Source organism: Streptomyces sp. NPDC046985 (assembly GCF_040644415.1).
Classification (GTDB): domain Bacteria; phylum Actinomycetota; class Actinomycetes; order Streptomycetales; family Streptomycetaceae; genus Streptomyces.
Genome location: NZ_JBEYWK010000001.1, coordinates 271,681 through 287,474, shown reverse-complemented (window position 1 = coordinate 287,474; position 15,794 = coordinate 271,681). Strand labels below are relative to the sequence as shown.

Sequence of the window (15,794 nt, the reverse complement as noted above, 5' to 3'; positions counted from 1 at the left end):
CCCGGCGTCGCGGCGCTGCACGGCGGATATGCCGAGGTCCCCCGCATGTAACCCGCGTAGATCTACGCTGAAGCGGACAGACGGCAACCGGAGGGAGCGCACATGGCTACAGGCAACCCCGAGGGCAAGAAGCGTCCACCGGAGGAGCAGCGCCTGGGACCGGTCCTGCGCCGACGGGGCCAGGTCCAGGCGAGCACGACGGACCAGCGGCTGCTGGACGAGCGCGCCCCGACCGACTGGGTGCACACCGACCCGTGGCGGGTGCTGCGCATCCAGTCGGAGTTCATCGAGGGCTTCGGCACGCTCGCCGAACTCCCGCCCGCGATCAGCGTGTTCGGCTCGGCCCGGACGCCGGTGGACTCGCCGGAGTACGACGCCGGGGTGCGGCTCGGACGCGGGCTCGTGGAGGCGGGCTTCGCGGTGATCACGGGCGGCGGGCCGGGCGCGATGGAGGCGGCGAACAAGGGCGCCTGCGAGGCCGGCGGCACCTCGGTCGGCCTGGGCATCGAGCTGCCCTTCGAGCAGGGCCTGAACCCGTACGTCGACATCGGTCTGAACTTCCGGTACTTCTTCGTCCGGAAGATGATGTTCGTGAAGTACGCGCAGGGCTTCGTGGTGCTGCCCGGCGGCCTGGGCACCCTGGACGAGCTGTTCGAGGCCCTCACCCTGGTCCAGACCGAGAAGGTCACCCGCTTCCCGATCGTCCTGTTCGGCAGCGCGTACTGGGGCGGCCTGGTCGACTGGCTCACCCACACGCTCATCGCCCAGGGCAAGGCCGCCGAGACGGATCTGACCCTGTTCCACGTGACGGACGACGTGCACGAGGCGGTCGCGCTGATGTCGAAGGAGGCGGGCCGGTAGCACCCCGGCGGCGCCCCGCGCCAGGTCAGCGGCGCGCCGCGTCAGCGGATCAGGCCGCCGGGCCCTACGCCAGCCCCCTGCGGGCCACCGCCGGGGGCCGGTGACCCGCGATGGACGCCACCATGTCCAGCACCTGCCGGGTCTCGGCGACCTCGTGCACCCGGTACACCTGCGCTCCGAGCCACGCCGAGACGGCCGTGGTCGCCAGCGTGCCGAGCAGCCGCTCCTTGACCGGCCGGTCCAGCGTCTCGCCCACGAAGTCCTTGTTCGACAGCGACACCAGCACCGGCCAGCCGGTGGCGGTCATCTCGTCCAGGCGCCGGGTGGCCTCCAGGCTGTGCCTGGTGTTCTTCCCGAAGTCGTGCCCGGGGTCGATCAGCACCGACTCGCGGGGCACGCCGAGGGCGACCGCCCGCACGGCCAGCCCCACGGTCACCCGCAGGATGTCGGCCATCACGTCGTCGTAGGCCGCCCGGTGCGGCCGGGTGCGCGGCCGGGCGCCGCCCGCGTGGGTGCACACCAGCCCGACCCGGCGCCGCGCCGCCACCTCCGCGAGCCGCGGATCGACGCCGCCCCACGCGTCGTTGAGCAGATCGGCGCCCGCCTCGCAGACCGCGTCGCCCACGTCGGCCCGCCAGGTGTCGACGCTGATCACCACGTCCGGGAACCGTTTGCGCACCTCGGCCACGAAGCCGACCGTGCGCCGGGCCTCCTCCTCGGCGGTGACCTCCGCGCCGGGGCCCGCCTTCACCCCGCCGATGTCGATGATCGCGGCCCCGTCGGCGACCGCCTGCTCCACCCGCGCGAGGGCCGCTTCGTCGCGGAACGTCGCCCCCTGGTCGTAGAAGGAGTCCGGGGTCCGGTTGACGATCGCCATGATCACCGGCTCATGCGCGTCGAACTCGCGCCTGCCCAGCCTCAGCATCCCCTGTGACCTCTCCTCGTGCTCGTGGTCCGCGTGGTCCTGGTGGTCTGCGTGGCCCGCGTGGTCTGCACGGCCCTCGCGGTCCGTGCGGTCCTCGTGCCGCGTCGCGGTTCCGCGCGCGGCCGGGTGTTTCGGCCGCCTGAGACCCTAACCGTCAGCCTCGCATGGCACGATCGGACCCTGACACGTACGCCCGCACTCCCTGGGGACCTCAGCGATGGTTATGTTCCTGTTCCTGGTCGTCGCGCTCGCCGTCGTGGTCGCCGGGGTGACCCTCGCGGTCGTGGGCGGGGGCGACGGCCCCGGTCCGCTGCCGGAGGCGGCGCCCGAGCGGCTGCACGACCCGCTGCCGCCGGACCGGCCGCTGCTCCGCGACGACGTGGAGCGCCTGCGCCTGCCGCTGGCCGCCCGCGGCTACCGGATGGCGGACGTGGACGACGCGCTGAGCCGGCTGGGCGCCGAACTCGCCGAGCGCGACGCCCGGATCGCGGACCTGGAGTCCGCGCTGGCCGGCGCCCGGTCCGCCGCGGCCCGTCCCGCCCCGCCCGAGCAAGAGGGCCAGCGGTGAGCGAGCGCGCGACGACGGAGAGCCCGGCGCCCATAGTGACGGCTGACGTTCCGGCGTCCGGCGCGGCGGTCGCCGGACCGGACGGCGCGCCGCGCTGCCCGTGGGCGCTGTCCGCGCCGGAGTACCTGGCCTACCACGACGAGGAGTGGGGCCGCCCGGTGCACGGCGACGACGCGCTCTTCGAGCGCCTCAGCCTGGAGGCGTTCCAGTCCGGCCTGTCGTGGATCACCGTGCTGCGCCGCCGCCCCGGCTTCCGCGCCGCCTTCGCCGGCTTCCGGATCGCCGAGGTGGCGCGGTTCACCGACGCCGACCGCGAGCGCCTGCTCGCCGACACGGGCGTCATCCGCAACCGCGCCAAGATCGACGCCGCCCTCGCCAACGCCCGCGTGCTCGCCGCCTGGTCCCCGGGCGAGCTGGACGCCCTGATCTGGTCCCACGCCCCCGACCCGGCCGGGCGCCCGGCGCCGAAGGCCCTCGCGGACGTCCCGGCCGTCACCCCGCAGTCCACGGCCCTGTCCAAGGCCCTGAAGCGGCGCGGACTGCGCTTCGTCGGCCCGACGACGGCGTACGCCCTGATGCAGGCGTGCGGTCTGGTCGACGACCATCTCGCGGAGTGCGTCGCGCGCCGCCTGCCCTGACGTCAGCGGCCCAGGTACCTGGGCTTCTCCTTGTTCACGAACGCCTGGACGGCGATGGCGTGGTCCTCGGAGCGGCCCGCCCGCGTCTGGAGTTCGTCCTCCTTCTCCAGCGTCTCCTCCAGGGAGTGCGTCAGGCCGTGGGCGACCGACTCCTTGAGCGCCGCGTAGGCCAGCGTCGGGCCCTCGGCCAGCGCCCGCGCCGTCTTCTCCGCCTCGGCGCGCAGCTCGGCCGCCGGGACGACCCGGTTGGCGATGCCCAGCTCCAGCGCGTCCCGGGCGCTGATGCTGCGCGGGAAGAGCAGCAGGTCGGTGGCGCGGCCGGGGCCGACGACCCGGGGCAGCGTCCAGGAGACGCCGGAGTCGGCGGTGAGCGCGACGCCCGCGAAGGAGGTGTTGAACGACGCGGTGTCCGCTGCGATCCGGTAGTCGGCGGCCAGCGCGAAGCCGAGCCCGGCCCCGGCGGCCACGCCGTTGACGGCGGCGACCACCGGCTTGGCGGCCCCGGCCAGCGCCCGCACGATGGGGTTGTAGTGCTCCCGCACCGTGCTCATCGTCTGCCCCGAGCCGCGCTCCCGGTCCGCGATCAGCAGCCCGACGTGCTCCTTGAGATCCTGTCCCACGCAGAACGCCCGGTCGCCGGCGGCGGTCAGCAGCACGGCCCGCACGGCGTCGTCGGCCGCCGCGGCCTCGACCGCGTCGCGCAGGGCGACCTTGGCCGCGACGTTCAGCGCGTTCATCGCCTCCGGGCGGTTCAGCGTGATCGTCGCCAGCCCGTCGCTCACCTCGTAGAGCACGGTGTCGGCCATGGGTCATCCCCTCCGGTGTCGCCGCTGGACGTACCGCTCGGTACGTCCGGTGTCCGAAGGACAGCATGACGGAGATCATCGGCCGCGGCGCGGAGCCGGTGTGTGACCTGCGTCTAACAATTCCGGCGGGGCGGGCGGCGTCAGGCGTCCGCGCGGGGGCGCAGTATCGCAGTCACATCCCCGAATTGGGTGGTTTTGCTCGTGCGCGTTGCCCAAGCGATGCCGACTGATGTTGGTCATCGGGTCCTGCGATGCGGGATAATGGCTGGGAAGCAATGTGTTCGATGCCGGTGTCGTGTGTCCTGGGCCGTTGCGGGTGAGGACTGCGCGCGCTGTTCGGTGCGCCGTCGGCTGTGACGAGTGAGCTGGGTTTCAGGAAGGGGAACGAGCATGGCGGCCATGAAGCCGCGAACGGGTGACGGCCCGCTCGAGGTGACCAAGGAGGGGCGGGGCATCGTCATGCGCGTTCCGCTCGAAGGCGGCGGTCGACTCGTCGTCGAGCTGACCCCGGACGAGGCCGGCGCCCTGGGCGACGCCCTCAAGAAGGTCGTCGGCTGACGCGCGAGCGACCATACCTCTTCAGTTTCCCCGGCGCCGTACGCGGTGCCGGGGAAACTGCTTTCCGGGGGTGCGTCCGGTGCTCCGGGGGCGCCGCCGGGGCTGGGCCCAGCGCTTGACCGGGCTCAGTGTTTGACCAGCCTCAGTGCTTGAGCGGGCTCAGTGCTTAAGCGGAATCAGTGCCTGACCAGCCTTTATGCCGTACCGGGCTCACTGCCTGACCGGGCTCAGCGCTTGACGGCGCACAGCATGCCGTCGCCCAGCGGCAGCAGCGACGGCGACAGGTCCGCGCTCTCGCGCACCGTGCGCAGCAGCTCCCGCAGCCGCAGCACCTCCGCGGGCTGCGGCCCGGAGTCCACCGTCCGGCCGTGCGCGAACACGCCCTCGAACACCACCAGACCCCCGCTGCGCAGCAGGCGCAACGATTCGTCCAAGTAGTCCAGGACCTCCTGCCGGTCGCCGTCGCAGAACACCAGGTCGTATCCGGCGTCCGCGAGCCGGGGCAGCACGTCCAGGGCGCGGCCGGGGATGAACCGGGCCCGGTTGCTGGCGAAGCCGGCGGCGCGGAAGGCCTGGCGGGCGAACTGCTGGTGCTCGGGCTCTGGGTCGACCGTGGTCAGCACCCCGTCCGGGCGCATGCCGTGCAGCAGGTGGATGCCCGAGACCCCGGTACCGGTGCCGATCTCCGCGACCGCCTTGGCGTCCACGGCGGCCGCGAGCAGCCGCAGCGCCGCACCCGCGCCGGGAGAGACCGCGCGCAGTCCTGCCTCACGGGCCCGGTCGCGGGCCCAGTGCAGCGCGTCGTCCTCGGCGGCAAAGGCGTCGGCGAACGACCAGCTCGTCTGCCGGTTGCCGGTAATGGCCCTCTCCTGTCCCGTGGATGCCTGGGCGTGACTGTATCCGTTGGGCCCGGGAACCCGCAGATGGGACCGGTCGTTTGACGGGGTGGAAGCGCCGTGGCGCGCGACCGCGGACGTGACGGGGGTGCGGGATGGGACAGGACGGCGAGCGGGGACCGGCGCAGCCGGATGAGCTGTGGCAGGGCGCGCCAATTCCTCGGAAAACCACTTATCCGGAGCTAACGGACGAGGTGGCTATGGTAGGGGCTCCACTGGACACCACCAGAGCCGACAGGGGAGGTGCGGCTGCGCCCGGGGACCGGGGAGGAGCGCTGCGGCGCCTCCTCGGAGCGGCGGGCAGGCCGAAATCCGTGAACGACACCGCTGCTGACCCGAGTCACGCCGAGCACCATGCCCCGACCGCGACCTTCTCCAGCGACGCGGACGGGCAGGCGTGGACTCCGCCCACCTGGGAGGAGATCGTCGGCACCCACAGCGGCCGCGTGTACCGCCTGGCCTACCGCCTCACCGGCAACCAGCACGACGCCGAGGACCTCACCCAGGAGGTCTTCGTCCGCGTCTTCCGCTCCCTGTCGACCTACACGCCGGGCACGTTCGAGGGCTGGCTGCACCGCATCACCACCAACCTCTTCCTGGACATGGTCCGCCGCAAGCAGCGCATCCGCTTCGACGCGCTGGGCGAGGACGCCGCCGACCGGCTCGCCAGCCGGGAGCCCACGCCCCAGCAGCTCTTCAACGACGCGCACTTCGACGCCGACGTGCAGCAGGCGCTGGACACGCTCGCGCCCGAGTTCCGCGCCGCCGTCGTCCTGTGCGACATCGAGGGCCTGTCCTACGAGGAGATCGCCGCCACCCTGGGCGTCAAGCTGGGCACGGTGCGCTCCCGCATCCACCGCGGCCGCTCGCAGCTCCGCAAGGCGCTCGCGCACCGTTCGCCCCAGGCGCGGGCCGAGCGGCGCGGCTTCCTTCCCCGGGTCCCCGCGCTGGGAGGAGGGGGCGCGACGGCGTGAGTGGATCCCGAACCGACCGCGCCGCCAGCCGCCTCGCGGAACAGCATCTGGGGGACCGGCTCTCCGCGCTGGTCGACGGCGAGCTGGGCCATGAGAACCGTGAGCGCGTGCTGGCGCACGTGGCCACCTGCGTGAAGTGCAAGGCGGAGGTCGACGCCCAGCGCCGCCTGAAGAACGTCTTCGCCGAGACGGCGCCGCCGCCTCCGTCCGAGAGCTTCCTCGCCCGCCTCCAGGGCCTGCCCGCCGGAGGCGACCCCGGGCAGGGCGGCCCGGACCCGAACGGCGGGCCGCTGCCCGGCAGGCGCCCCGGCCTCCCCGGCCGGTCCGCCGGACCGGGAGCGTTCGGCGTCGGGGGCGAGGCGCCGTTCGAGTTCGGCTACGTCCCGGTCGGGCCGCACGCCTGCGAGCCCGGGGAACCGGGCGGGGGCGCCGGGGGCGGCGGCTTCCGCATCCATCCTGTCGGCCGCCCCGACGCCGAGCGGTCGGCTCTGCGCGGCCTGCGGATCGCGTTCGTCGCCGCGGGCGCGGTGTCCCTGGCCGCGGTGGCCCTGGGCGGCGTGACCAGCGGAGCGGTGGGCGACACCAGCACGGAGGGGCACGGCGGCGCCGGGACCGGCAGCAACGTGAGCCCGGCCGCCGCGTCCGCGGGCGCGGCGACGGGCTCTGAGGCCGCCCGGCGCCGGCAGCAGGCCGGACCGCCGCTCGCCCGGGACGGCTCGTTCGGGGCGGCGCCGGCGGCGCCCACCTCGCTCACCGTGTCCCAGCCCTCCCAGCTCCCCGGCGCCCCCGCCGCGCCCGCCGGATCCGCCCAGCAGGCGGCAGGGCCGCAGGCCGCGCCGACGGCCGGGGGAGCGGCGCTGCTCTCCCCGCTGATACGTTCGCTCGCCGCCCGTCCGCCGATCACCCTGCCCGCCGGGTCCGCCGACTCCGCCACCCAGGCGCCCGGCGTGCTCGCCGCTCCCCTCACCGCCCCCGCGCCCACTGCGCCCGCCTCCCGCATGCTGCACTGAACTCCGGCGGGCCCGGTCCAGGGACAGGGGCCGGCGGCGGCCTCTGCGCGGCGGCCCGCGAACCTGGTTGAATCCAGGTGGTCGCGCCCATGACACCCATCCGGGCGCGGCGTCGACGATGCGGGACGGCCACCGCCCGACGTGGCACGCCGCGGGCATCTGTGGGGGAGAACATGGACGAGGGCAAGCCCACGAACTCCGGCCGCCCGAGGCGGTGGCTCCGAGCCCGCCCGGCGCCGACCCAGCCGGAGGACCGTGCGGAGTCGGGCGACGCGGCGGGGGTCGCCGGGGGCGCCCCGGACGGCGGCGCGCAGTCGGGGTCCTCCGCGGGGGCCGAGGGCGGCGGCTCGGCGGGCGCCGGTGGCGACTACGAGTTGCCGCGCCCTCGCCCTGCCGCTCCCTCTGACCCGGCCGCCCCCAGTGCCGGGCGCGGTGCGGAGGGCGGTGACAGGGACGGAGACGGAGGCGACTTCCCGCTCGCCCGGCCCCTTCCCCCGACGGCGCCCCCTGTCCCTGCATCGGAGGACACCGCATCGCCGAGCCGGTCGGAGGACACTGCACCACCGGGCCGACCGGAGGACACCCCACCGCCGGGCCGGGAAGAGCCCGTGACGGGCGCTCCCGAGGCCGCTCGCCCCGCCACCCGGCCGCTGAGGCCCCTGCACGACCCCGATCCCTACGACACCCCGCCCTACGGCGAACCGGGCCCCTGGGCCCCCGCCCCGCCCGTGCCGCGCCCGACCGCGCAGGACGCCGTGCCCCGGATTCCCGCGCAGCCCACCGGAGACGCGACCGCTGCCGCTCCCGTCGCTTCCGCCGACGCGGTCCCCGAGGGAGCGCGGTCCGGCGATCCCTGGGGGCGCTACGACCCCTGGGCCGCCGTGCCTCCCGCCGTGCCGCACGACCTGCCTGCCGTCGGCCCGTTTCAGCAGAGCGGGGCCGGCGTGCCCACCGTGGAGCAGCGGCGCCGGCGGGCACGGCGGGCGCTGGTCGGCGGGGCCGTCGCGCTGGCGGTGGCGTCCGGCGTGCTCGGCGGTCTCGCGGGGGCGTACGTGGAACGCAACGGCGGCGTGAGCGTCGTACGGCTGCCGCAGGTCGGGAGGGAGCCGGCCGGCCGCGCCCCGGACAGCGTCGCCGGGATCGCCGCGCGCGCCCTGCCCAGCGTGGTGACGCTGCACGTGTCCGGCGCGGACGAGGAGGGCACCGGAACCGGCATCGTGCTGGACGGCCTCGGCCACATCCTCACCAACAACCACGTGGTCGAGTCCGCCGCCTCCGGCGGCGGCATATCGGTCACCTTCAGCGGCGGCCAGACCGCCGGAGCCAGGATCGTCGGCCGGGACACCGGTTACGACCTCGCCGTCGTCCAGGTCCGCGGAGTGCGCGGACTGACCCCGATGCCGCTCGGCAACTCCGACAGCGTGCGGGTGGGCGACCCGGTCGTGGCCATCGGCGCCCCCTTCGACCTGGCGAACACCGTCACCTCCGGCATCATCAGCGCAACCGAGCGCCCTATCACGGCCGGCGGCGAGAAGGGCGACGGCAGCGACGTGTCCTACGTCGACGCGCTCCAGACCGACGCGCCGATCAACCCGGGCAACTCCGGCGGCCCCCTGCTGGACGCGGGGGGCCGGGTCGTCGGCGTCAACTCGGCCATCCGCTCCGCCGACAGCGGCTCCGATCTCCGGACCGGCCAGGCCGGTTCCATCGGGCTCGGCTTCGCGATCCCGGTCAACCAGGCCAGGCGCGTCGCCGAGGAGCTGATCAACACCGGCCGGGCCAGCCACCCCGTGATCGGTGTGAGCCTCGACCTGGACTACACGGGCGACGGCGCCAGAGTCGGGGGCAAGGCGGGCGGCGGGGCCTCCGTCACGCCGGGCGGCCCCGCCGACAAGGCGGGCGTCAAGGCCGGTGACGTGATCACCGCGGTGGACGGCCAAAGGGTCCGCTCCGGCGACGAACTGATCGCCCGGACCCGGGCGCACCGCCCCGGCGACCGCCTGGAGCTGACAGTGAAGCGTGCGGGCGTCGAGCGGAGGATCACGCTCGTGCTGGGCTCGTCGAGCAGCGGCCGGTGACGGACGCGCGTCTCCTCGGCGGCCCTCACCCCCCCCGCCCACGCGTCGGCGGCCGAGCACGCCCGCTGAGCTGGGCGCGCTCATCGAGCCGAGTGCTCCCGCCGGGCCGAGTGCTCCCCCCGAGCCGAGTGCTCCCGCCGGGCCGAGACCCCAGCCAGATCGGGCGCGCCCGCCCGCTGAGCTGGACGCGCTCATCGAGCCGAGCGCTCCCGCCGGGCCGGGTACTCCCGCCGGGCCGAGACCCCAGCCAGATCGGGCGCGCCCGCCGGCCAGAGCGCGCCCGCCGGCCAGAGCGCGCCCGCCGGCCAGAGCGCGCCTGGCGAGCCCAGCGCGCCCGCCAGGCCAAGCCCACGCGCACCGGGCCCGCCAGCCAGAGCGCGTCTGGGGAGCCCAGGCGCGGCCGCCAGGCCGAGCACACGCCACCGGGCCCGGCGGCGGGTCCGCCTGCCCAGGCTCACCGCTGGGGCGGCCGGAGGGGCGTACGGGGGCGTACGAGGCCGTCCCCGCGCCCCCGCCCGGCCGCGCCCCCGCGGCGCCCGGCAGGCGAACCCGGCGTGTACACGCAGTGCGACACCGTGGGAGGTACCGGTCGGGCGCCTCAGCCGGGTACCGTGGTGGCGGCCCGGACCACGGATAGACCCGCACAGACCGGACCGCCCGAGGGCCGAGGACCACGGACATCGCAAGGAGCTTCAGGTGTTCAATGACATAGGACCGCTCGAGCTGGTGACGATCGTCGTCCTGGCCGTGCTCCTGTTCGGTCCGGACAAGCTCCCGAAGGTCATCCAGGACGTCATGCGCACGATCCGGAAAATCCGCGAGTTCTCGGAGAGCGCCAAGCACGACATCCGCCGGGAGCTGGGACCGGAGTTCAAGGACTTCGAGTTCGAGGACCTCAACCCGAAGACGTTCCTGCGCAAGCAGATGGACAGCGACGACTTCGGGCTGAAGGAGATCCGCAACGGCTTCGACCTGAAGAGGGAGATGGCCGAGGTCACGGAGGCGGTGCACGGCCGCGACGGCGCCTCCCCGTCGGCCCCCGGACCCTCCGGAGGCCGGGTCGACATGACCAAGAGGCCGGAGGGCCCCGGCGACGAGCGCCCGCCCTACGACGCGGACGCCACATAACCCGTCCGGCGCCTCCCGCGCCCCGCGCGCCGGGTGCTTTCCCGGCTGACCGGGCCGGGGTGGATATGCTGCCGAGTTGTTGTGCGGACCGGACGCGTACGCCCGAAGGGGGGCGGGCTGCCCCGGTCCGACGAGAGCGAGGAGGCGTCCGGGTACATGGAGACGAGAAGTAGGGCGGTCGCACAGGGGCCGGCGGCGGAGGGCGGGCAGCGCCTCTCCTCCGCGCGGGCCACGGTCGACGGCTACCTGCCGGCGCCTTTCCCGTGGTACGGCCTCGACGAGGCGTTCACCGGACCGCGCTGGCTGATGCAGGTCGGCGCCTCGGCCGACGGTTCCGTGGAGCACGGTTCGATCGGGCACGGCGACGAGCCCTCCGTGCGCAACGAGTACGTGTCCGGCTCCCCGGACGACCCCAAGGAGAAGTTCGCGGTCGTCGTCACGGTGGCCGCCAGCCCCGAGCGGCGCCTCGCCGACGGCACCGGGCACCTGGAGGCGACCTCGGTCTCCTCGGCGGCGTGGCTGGCGGGCGTGGGCCTGCTGTCGGTCACCTGGCCCCTCCAGATGGACCACGCCCTGCGCGACGACTGGCTGGAGCAGCAGACGGAGACGGCGTGGGTGCTCGCCGACGACCTGTCCGGCGCGCACTGGTCGGCGCTCTCGCTGCCCGTGGACGGGACGCCGGCCTCGTTCCACTACCGCGAGTCCGAGTACGGCTGGGTGCTCGCCGGGACGACGCCGCAGGGCGTCCACCTGGGGGCGTACGGCAGGGGCATGAGCGCCTACGGCCTCGGCTTCGCCGTCGTCGAGGACATCGCCGCGTACGCCTGACACGGCGGAGGGCCGGGGCGGCGTCCGCGTGGACGCCGCCCCGGCCCTCCCGGGCTCCGCGTGCGGGGCCTGGAGAACGCCTGCGGGGCCTCAGAACTTGTTGCGCGGGGTGATGCCGAGGGACAGGCCTGACAGGCCGCGCTGGCGGCCGCCGAGCTTGCCCGCGATCGAGCGCAGGGCCGAGCCCGCCGCGGAGTCCGGGTCGGTCAGGACGACCGGCTTGCCCTCGTCGCCGCCCTCGCGCAGGCGGACGTCGATCGGGATGGAGCCGAGGACCGGGACCGTGGCGCCCGTCGTGCGGGTCAGGCCGTCCGCGACGAGCTGGCCGCCGCCCGTGCCGAAGACGTCGACCATCTCCCCGCAGTGCGGGCAGGGCAGACCGGCCATGTTCTCGACCACGCCGACGATCTTCTGGTGGGTCTGCACGGCGATGGCGCCGGCCCGCTCGGCCACCTCGGCCGCGGCCTGCTGGGGCGTCGTGACGACCAGGATCTCGGCGTTCGGGACGAGCTGGGCCACGGAGATGGCGATGTCGCCGGTGCCCGGCGGGAGGTCGAGCAGCAGCACGTCCAGGTCGCCCCAGTAGACGTCCGCGAGGAACTGCTGGAGCGCCCGGTGCAGCATCGGTCCGCGCCAGACGACCGGGGCGTTGCCCGGGGTGAACATGCCGATGGAGATGACCTTCACGCCGTGCGCCGACGGCGGCATGATCATGTTCTCGACCTGGGTCGGGCGGCCGTCCGCGCCCAGCATGCGCGGCACGCTGTGGCCGTAGATGTCGGCGTCGACCACGCCCACCTTCAGGCCGTCGGCCGCCATCGCGGCCGCCAGGTTGACCGTCACCGAGGACTTGCCGACGCCGCCCTTGCCGGAGGCGACGGCGTAGACACGGGTGAGGCTGCCCGGCTTGGCGAACGGGACCTCGCGCTCGGCCTGCCCGCCGCGCAGCGCGCTGGCCAGCTCCTTGCGCTGCTCGTCGCTCATGACGTCCAGCGAGACGTCGACGCGGGTGACGCCCTCGACGCGTGCGACGGCGTCGGTGACGCGCTGCGTGATCGTCTCGCGCATCGGGCAGCCGGAGACCGTCAGGTACACGGTGACCGCGACCGCTCCGTCCGCGCCGATCTCCACGGACTTGACCATGCCCAGTTCGGTGATCGGGCGGTGGATCTCGGGGTCGTCAACCGTCGCCAGCGCCTCGCGCACCGCGTCTTCCGTAGCCATAAGGACGATGGTACGGCTCCCGGGAGCGGCCCCGGGACCCCCGTCAGCGGTCGTCCATGTCACGTCCGTGCGGCCGGTCCGCCGGGAATACCCCGGGGCGGCGCCCGTGCCCGTCGACGGCGTGCCGGTCGTCCAGTTCCTTGATCAGATCCTGGAGTTCGGAGCGGATCCAGTCCCGGGTGGCCACCTCGCCCAGGCCCGTGCGCAGCGCGGCGATCTCCCGGGTCAGGTACTCCGTGTCCGCGATCGACCGCTCGTTCTGCTTGCGGTCCTGTTCCAGATTGACCCGGTCCCGGTCGTCCTGCCGGTTCTGCGCCAGCAGGATCAGCGGGGCGGCGTAGGACGCCTGGAGGGACAGCGCCAGGGTCAGGAAGATGAACGGGTACTGGTCGAAGCGCAGGTGGCGGGGCACGGTGATGTTCCACACCACCCAGAGGATGATCACCACCGTCATCCAGACGATGAACCGCCCGGTGCCCAGGAACCGCGCGATGCGCTCGGAGAGGCGGCCGAAGGCGTCCGGGTCCCACGTGGGCAGCAGCCGACGGCGCGCCGGGCGCGGCTGGTCCAGGCGGGCGGCCCGGGGCCGGCCCGACGCGGTGGCGCCCGCGGGGGTCCGCTCGCGGGTGCTCTCGCGCTCAGCCGCCATGGGCCCTCACCCCTTCGCCGGCCTGCCCGTCAGCGCTCCCGCCGGTCCCGCCGGTCCCGGCGTTCTCAGGGGTCCCGGCGTTCTCAGGGGTCTCGGCGAGGTGGAACTCCGTCTCCCGCCAGTCCTGCGGCAGCATGTGGTCCAGCACGTCGTCCACGGTGACCGCGCCCAGCAGCGAGCCGCCCTCGTCGACCACGGGCGCCGCGACCATGTCGTACGTGGCGAAGAACCCGGCGACCACCGGCAGCGCCGCGTCCGGGGCGAGCGTCTGGAGGTCGTCGTCCAGGAGGGAGCTGACGAGGGTGTAGGGCGGGTCGCGCAGCAGCCGCTGGAAGTGGACCGTGCCCAGGTACTTGCCGGTCGGCGTCTCGTCCGGCGGCCGGCAGACGTAGACCTGGGCGGCGAGCGCGGGGGAGAGGTCCCGGCTGCGGACGCGGGCGAGCGCGTCGGCGACGGTCGCGTCCGGGCGCAGCACGATCGGCTCGGTCGTCATCAGACCGCCCGCGGTGTGCTCCTCGTACGACATCAGGCGGCGCACGTCGGCCGCGTCGGCGGGCTGCATCAGACCCAGCAGCCGCTCCCGATCCTCCGTCGGCAGCTCGCTCAGCAGGTCGGCCGCGTCGTCGGGGTCCATCGCCTCCAGGACGTCGGCCGCGCGCTCGCCCTTGAGCTTGCCGAGGATCTCGACCTGGTCGTCCTCGGGCAGCTCTTCGAGGACGTCGGCGAGCCGGTCGTCGTCCAGCGCCGCGGCGACCTCGGCGCGCCGCTTGGCGGACAGGTGGTGCAGCACGTTGGCCAGGTCGGCGGGGCGGAGCTGCTCGAAGGTGGCGAGCAGGTTCTCCGCGCCCTGCCCGTGCTCCTCCAGGGAGAAGCCGGTGACCGCGGAGAACTCCACGGTCAGCGTCTCGCCCCTGCTGCGGCGGAACGCGCCGCCCTTGCGGCCCTTACGGACGAAGACCCGGTCGACCTCCCAGTCCCGGCGGGCGGGGAGCTGCTGCACGGACACGTCCAGGACCGTGGCCTCCTCGCCGGTCTCCACCAGCGTCACCCGGCGGTCGAGCAGTTCGCCGAAGACCAGCCGCTCGGTGGGCCGCTGCTCGAAGCGCCGCACGTTGAGCACGCCGGTGGTGATGACCTGGCCGGACTCGATGCTGGTCACCCGGGTCATGGGCAGGAAGATGCGGCGCCGGGTGGCCAGTTCGACCACCAGTCCGAGGACGCGCGGCGGCCGGCGGCCGACCCGCAGCATGACGACCACGTCGCGCACCCGCCCGACCTGGTCGCCCGACGGATCGAAGACGGCGACTCCGGACAGGTGGGAGACGAAGATGCGGGGGGTGCCCGCTGCCATGGCCGCCCCTCCTTTGCGTGCTCGGTGCCTGGTGCTCTTGCCCGGTGCTCTTGCTCGTGCGCGGTGCCGCTCGGTGCTGCTGCTCTGTGCTCTGTGCTCTGTCCGCTGTTCGGCGTGCTCGGTCTGCTGCTCGGCGCCGCGTGCGAGCCCGGCGGTCTGCGCGGGGCGTCGTGTGCCTCGCGTGGTGCGAGTGCCCCAAGACGCCCGGAGCACGTCGCAGGACTGGCGGCCGCTCTTCCCCCCTGCCCGCCCAGGTGCGCTTCAGGCTAGCCCGTCCGGTTCGGATACGCCCTGGTGAGGGGTCCGGACGGACTGGCTCCGCCGCCCGCGCGCCGCCCCGGTACGCTGCCGTACGCCGTTCAGGACCCCGTCAGGAAGGCGACCTGCCTGTGACTGCGATTGCCCAGGGCCGTGACCGCCGGGCCGTGCTGGCGGGCGCGGTGTGCGCGCTGGCCGCCGCGACGGCCCTGACGGGGTGCTCGGCGGACGATCCGGACGCGGGCACCAACGGCGTGGGCACACTGCCCGCCGGCACGATCCAGTCCAGGACCAGGGCCGCCGCGGACGCGGCGCGCGCCGTGCACCTGTCCGGCGACGTGGTGAGCAACGGCCGCTCGTACCGGCTCGACATGCGTCTGAAGTCCGGCGGCGGCTCCGGCTCGGTCACCTCGCGCGGCGGGACGTTCGGGCTGCTGAGAGTGGGCAGCAAGCTCTACCTGAAGGCGGACGCCGGGTTCTGGAAGCACGCCGAGCCCGGGAGCGGAGGCGGCGCGGACGCGGACTCCGGGGCGGGCGGCAAACTGGGCGGCAAGTACGTGAAAGTGCCCCAGGGCGACCCGGCCTACCAGCGGTTCAGCGGCTTCACCGACAAGAACCTCCTCCTGGACGGCCTCCTGACCCTGCACGGCGCCCTGGCGAAGGACGGCCACCACGAGCAGTCCGGCGTCCGCACGATCCGCGTCACCGGCGGCAACGGCTCCGGGGGGACCCTGGACGTCTCCCTTGAGGGCACGCCCTATCCGCTGCGTCTGGTGCGGGCGGGCGGCGCGGGGACGCTGGCCTTCTCCGAGTGGGGCAAGGACTTCCCGCTGACCGAGCCGTCCCCGGGCGACACGGTCGACTACGGCAAGCAGCTCCCGGCCTCTTAGACGCCGCCCAGACGGGCGCCCGCAGCCCCGAGCTATGGCACCCTCCCCTACGGCCCCTACGGCCCCTACGGCCCCTACGGCCCCTACGGCCCCTACGGCCCCTACGGCCCCTACGGCCCCTACGGCCCCTACGGCCCCTACGGCCCCTACGG

16 protein-coding genes are annotated in these 15,794 nt (G+C 74.4%); 10 read left to right on the top strand and 6 right to left on the bottom strand.

Annotated elements, in window-relative coordinates; all coding sequences use genetic code 11:
* Window positions 1-102 precede the first annotated feature (102 nt).
* Window positions 103-861, top strand: coding sequence for a TIGR00730 family Rossman fold protein (locus ABZ861_RS01270; protein ID WP_361621650.1), 759 nt, complete (start codon window positions 103-105; stop codon window positions 859-861).
* 64 nt (window positions 862-925) lie between these two features.
* Here ABZ861_RS01270 and folP read toward each other — a convergent pair whose 3' ends face one another.
* Window positions 926-1,786 (bottom strand): dihydropteroate synthase, encoded by an 861-nt coding sequence (gene folP, locus ABZ861_RS01265; RefSeq protein ID WP_361621647.1) that lies wholly within the window; start codon window positions 1,784-1,786, stop codon window positions 926-928.
* Window positions 1,787-2,003: 217 nt separating this feature from the next.
* On the opposite strand from folP, the gene ABZ861_RS01260 reads away from it, so the two are divergent.
* Window positions 2,004-2,354 carry a DivIVA domain protein gene (locus tag ABZ861_RS01260; RefSeq protein WP_361621644.1) on the top strand — a complete coding sequence of 117 codons (351 nt, stop codon included), beginning with the start codon at window positions 2,004-2,006 and terminating at the stop codon, window positions 2,352-2,354.
* Window positions 2,355-2,389: 35 nt separating this feature from the next.
* Window positions 2,390-2,992, top strand: coding sequence for a DNA-3-methyladenine glycosylase I (locus ABZ861_RS01255; RefSeq protein ID WP_361622429.1), 603 nt, complete (start codon window positions 2,390-2,392; stop codon window positions 2,990-2,992).
* A 2-nt stretch (window positions 2,993-2,994) separates the two neighbouring features.
* On the opposite strand, the gene ABZ861_RS01250 is transcribed toward ABZ861_RS01255, so the two are convergent.
* On the bottom strand, window positions 2,995-3,798 hold the full coding sequence (locus ABZ861_RS01250) for an enoyl-CoA hydratase-related protein (RefSeq protein WP_361621641.1): 804 nt from the start codon (window positions 3,796-3,798) through the stop codon (window positions 2,995-2,997).
* 390 nt (window positions 3,799-4,188) lie between these two features.
* Here ABZ861_RS01250 and ABZ861_RS01245 point away from each other — a divergent pair, with 390 nt between their 5' ends.
* Complete coding sequence (locus tag ABZ861_RS01245; RefSeq protein ID WP_069086806.1) at window positions 4,189-4,356, top strand: DUF3117 domain-containing protein; 168 nt, start codon at window positions 4,189-4,191, stop codon at window positions 4,354-4,356.
* A 227-nt stretch (window positions 4,357-4,583) separates the two neighbouring features.
* On the opposite strand, the gene ABZ861_RS01240 is transcribed toward ABZ861_RS01245, so the two are convergent.
* Window positions 4,584-5,279, bottom strand: a complete 696-nt coding sequence (locus ABZ861_RS01240; RefSeq protein WP_361622426.1) for an O-methyltransferase — start codon at window positions 5,277-5,279, stop codon at window positions 4,584-4,586.
* A gap of 173 nt (window positions 5,280-5,452) precedes the next feature.
* Here ABZ861_RS01240 and sigE point away from each other — a divergent pair, with 173 nt between their 5' ends.
* From sigE to ABZ861_RS01215, 5 genes are all read left to right on the top strand, one after another.
* On the top strand, window positions 5,453-6,226 hold the full coding sequence (gene sigE, locus ABZ861_RS01235) for an RNA polymerase sigma factor SigE (RefSeq protein WP_361621637.1): 774 nt from the start codon (window positions 5,453-5,455) through the stop codon (window positions 6,224-6,226).
* Window positions 6,223-7,236, top strand: a complete 1,014-nt coding sequence (locus ABZ861_RS01230) for a zf-HC2 domain-containing protein (RefSeq protein WP_361621634.1) — start codon at window positions 6,223-6,225, stop codon at window positions 7,234-7,236. Before sigE ends, ABZ861_RS01230 begins: the two co-directional genes overlap by 4 nt.
* 173 nt (window positions 7,237-7,409) lie before the next feature.
* Window positions 7,410-9,314 carry a trypsin-like peptidase domain-containing protein gene (locus ABZ861_RS01225; RefSeq protein ID WP_361621631.1) on the top strand — a complete coding sequence of 635 codons (1,905 nt, stop codon included), beginning with the start codon at window positions 7,410-7,412 and terminating at the stop codon, window positions 9,312-9,314.
* A gap of 696 nt (window positions 9,315-10,010) precedes the next feature.
* Window positions 10,011-10,442: a sec-independent translocase gene (locus ABZ861_RS01220; RefSeq protein ID WP_361621628.1), complete on the top strand. Its 432-nt coding sequence runs from the start codon at window positions 10,011-10,013 to the stop codon at window positions 10,440-10,442.
* Between the two features lie 156 nt (window positions 10,443-10,598).
* Window positions 10,599-11,270, top strand: coding sequence for a hypothetical protein (locus ABZ861_RS01215; RefSeq protein ID WP_361621625.1), 672 nt, complete (start codon window positions 10,599-10,601; stop codon window positions 11,268-11,270).
* A 90-nt stretch (window positions 11,271-11,360) separates the two neighbouring features.
* Here ABZ861_RS01215 and ABZ861_RS01210 read toward each other — a convergent pair whose 3' ends face one another.
* From ABZ861_RS01210 to ABZ861_RS01200, 3 genes are read right to left on the bottom strand one after another with little or no spacing between them, the layout of a single operon-like run.
* On the bottom strand, window positions 11,361-12,494 hold the full coding sequence (locus ABZ861_RS01210) for an Mrp/NBP35 family ATP-binding protein (protein WP_361621622.1): 1,134 nt from the start codon (window positions 12,492-12,494) through the stop codon (window positions 11,361-11,363).
* Between the two features lie 43 nt (window positions 12,495-12,537).
* Window positions 12,538-13,143: a DUF1003 domain-containing protein gene (locus ABZ861_RS01205; protein WP_361621619.1), complete on the bottom strand. Its 606-nt coding sequence runs from the start codon at window positions 13,141-13,143 to the stop codon at window positions 12,538-12,540.
* Window positions 13,133-14,494 (bottom strand): CBS domain-containing protein, encoded by a 1,362-nt coding sequence (locus ABZ861_RS01200; RefSeq protein ID WP_361621616.1) that lies wholly within the window; start codon window positions 14,492-14,494, stop codon window positions 13,133-13,135. The genes ABZ861_RS01205 and ABZ861_RS01200 overlap by 11 nt, the downstream gene beginning before the upstream one ends.
* Window positions 14,495-14,883: 389 nt before the next feature.
* Here ABZ861_RS01200 and ABZ861_RS01195 point away from each other — a divergent pair, with 389 nt between their 5' ends.
* A complete protein-coding gene (locus ABZ861_RS01195) occupies window positions 14,884-15,642 on the top strand; it encodes a hypothetical protein (protein ID WP_361621613.1) in 759 nt (252 codons plus the stop codon).
* Window positions 15,643-15,794 lie beyond the last annotated feature (152 nt).

Coding starts and splice junctions, on each gene's coding strand:
- sigE (WP_361621637.1), top strand. CDS start 5,453: ATGGTAGGGGCTCCACTGGACACCACCAGAGCCGACAGGGGAGGTGCG.
- ABZ861_RS01200 (WP_361621616.1), bottom strand. CDS start 14,494: ATGGCAGCGGGCACCCCCCGCATCTTCGTCTCCCACCTGTCCGGAGTC.
- ABZ861_RS01245 (WP_069086806.1), top strand. CDS start 4,189: ATGGCGGCCATGAAGCCGCGAACGGGTGACGGCCCGCTCGAGGTGACC.
- ABZ861_RS01225 (WP_361621631.1), top strand. CDS start 7,410: ATGGACGAGGGCAAGCCCACGAACTCCGGCCGCCCGAGGCGGTGGCTC.
- ABZ861_RS01215 (WP_361621625.1), top strand. CDS start 10,599: ATGGAGACGAGAAGTAGGGCGGTCGCACAGGGGCCGGCGGCGGAGGGC.
- ABZ861_RS01260 (WP_361621644.1), top strand. CDS start 2,004: ATGGTTATGTTCCTGTTCCTGGTCGTCGCGCTCGCCGTCGTGGTCGCC.
- ABZ861_RS01270 (WP_361621650.1), top strand. CDS start 103: ATGGCTACAGGCAACCCCGAGGGCAAGAAGCGTCCACCGGAGGAGCAG.
- ABZ861_RS01205 (WP_361621619.1), bottom strand. CDS start 13,143: ATGGCGGCTGAGCGCGAGAGCACCCGCGAGCGGACCCCCGCGGGCGCC.
- ABZ861_RS01250 (WP_361621641.1), bottom strand. CDS start 3,798: ATGGCCGACACCGTGCTCTACGAGGTGAGCGACGGGCTGGCGACGATC.
- folP (WP_361621647.1), bottom strand. CDS start 1,786: ATGCTGAGGCTGGGCAGGCGCGAGTTCGACGCGCATGAGCCGGTGATC.
- ABZ861_RS01210 (WP_361621622.1), bottom strand. CDS start 12,494: ATGGCTACGGAAGACGCGGTGCGCGAGGCGCTGGCGACGGTTGACGAC.